Below are 1,421 nucleotides of genomic sequence, written 5' to 3'. Positions count from 1 at the left end.
CCAATGTCGTCAATTTAAGCACGGCGGCAATAACCGATTGAATTTGATAAAATAATCGGAAATCCAGGCAAGCCAGAGACTTCCGGAACCATGAAAAAACTGTTGACCAGCCTACAGAAACCCGCTTGCCTCTATGAGAATAGTTCTCAACAAGCTTGATGCAGCCCTCGAGGACTCCGAGTTCGTCGCCGCGCATCGCTACCGGCCCCAGGATTTTTCCCGGCAGCGCTCATTGACCTTCAGGCACATGGCGCTGTTCTTTCTCTCCGGGGCGGTACCCTCCCTGCAATTCGGCATGGACAAGCTGTTTCGTGGCCTGACAAAGGACCGAAGTGCCCCGACCCCGACCAAGCAGGCCATCTCCAAGGCTTGCCGCAAATTTCCCTATGAAGCCCTTGTCAGCCTGCAGCAGCAGGCCGTGAAGACCTTTTATGACGAGCACCCGGCCCAGCGATGGATGGGCTATCGGCTCGTTGCGGTGGACGGCACCAAGGTGCGGCTGCCGCTCAACGATGACTTGGCCGAGGAGTTTGGTACCCAGGGGAACCAGACCAAAACCCAGCGGCCGATGGCGCTGCTGGTCAGCCAGCAGGATGTGTTGACGCGAGTGCCCTTGAGTTGTGAGCTGGCTCCAGTACGCATGGGTGAGCGCTTCCTGGCAGAACGCCTGCTCAGCGGCCTCAGCACCGAAGATCTGGCCCTGTATGACCGAGGGTTTCCTTCCTTTGCCCTGTTCGCAGCCCACCGCCATGCCAAGGTGGATTTCTGTGCCCGTCTGCCCAAGAACTTCAATACTCAGGTGTGCCGTTTCATCGCCTCGGGCCAGGCCGAGACGGTGATTCACTGGACGCCCACCGCCAAGATGCGACGGGACTGCGCCGCGCTGGAGGTCTGCGACCGGCCGATGGAATTACGCTTGATTCGAGTAGCGCTCAATGACGGGCAGGTGGAGATCCTGGCCACCAACCTGCTCGATACCGAGCAATACCCGATCCATCTGTTCAAGCCGCTCTATTCCGAGCGCTGGGGCGTGGAAGAATCCTACAAATCCTTCAAGGCCTGGCTCGGAGTGGAGCGATTCCGCACCCGCGACCGGCTGAACGTGTACCAGGAAATCTACGCCCGCTTCCTGACGCTCACCCTGGCCGCCATGAGCGCTGCCCTGTCTCAGCCGGTGGCCCGGCAGATGACGGCTCACCGCACCCGGGATTACCGCATCAACTTCCGGGCGACGATCCTCAAGTTCCGTGAGCAGTTCCACGCGCTCTGGCGATCCCATGACCCCTTGGCTTCAATCCTTGAACTCCTGGCCTGGATCGTCCGAGATCAGGAAATAATTCGGCCTGGCCGCTCCAATCCGAGAAAGTCGAAACACGTCAATCCATTACCAGGGATGGCGGCTTAAATTGACGACATTGACC

The 1,421-nt window shown here is 58.9% G+C and carries 2 protein-coding genes; one reads left to right on the top strand and one right to left on the bottom strand.

The window, feature by feature from the left end:
• Nucleotides 1–196 (bottom strand): hypothetical protein (locus AC54T3_RS17400; protein ID WP_496626570.1); only part of this gene is annotated, 196 nt, incomplete at its 3' end.
• Between AC54T3_RS17400 and AC54T3_RS17395 the strand changes: the two genes are divergently transcribed.
• On the top strand, nucleotides 134–1,405 hold the full coding sequence (locus AC54T3_RS17395; protein WP_496626569.1) for an IS4 family transposase: 1,272 nt from the start codon (nucleotides 134–136) through the stop codon (nucleotides 1,403–1,405). The two genes, AC54T3_RS17400 and AC54T3_RS17395, sit on opposite strands and share 63 nt — an antisense overlap.
• Nucleotides 1,406–1,421 lie beyond the last annotated feature (16 nt).

The organism is Halochromatium sp. NSM3, assembly GCF_059621085.1.
The sequence above is the reverse complement of the archived record's forward strand: the minus strand, read 5'-3'. Positions and strand labels throughout refer to the sequence as shown.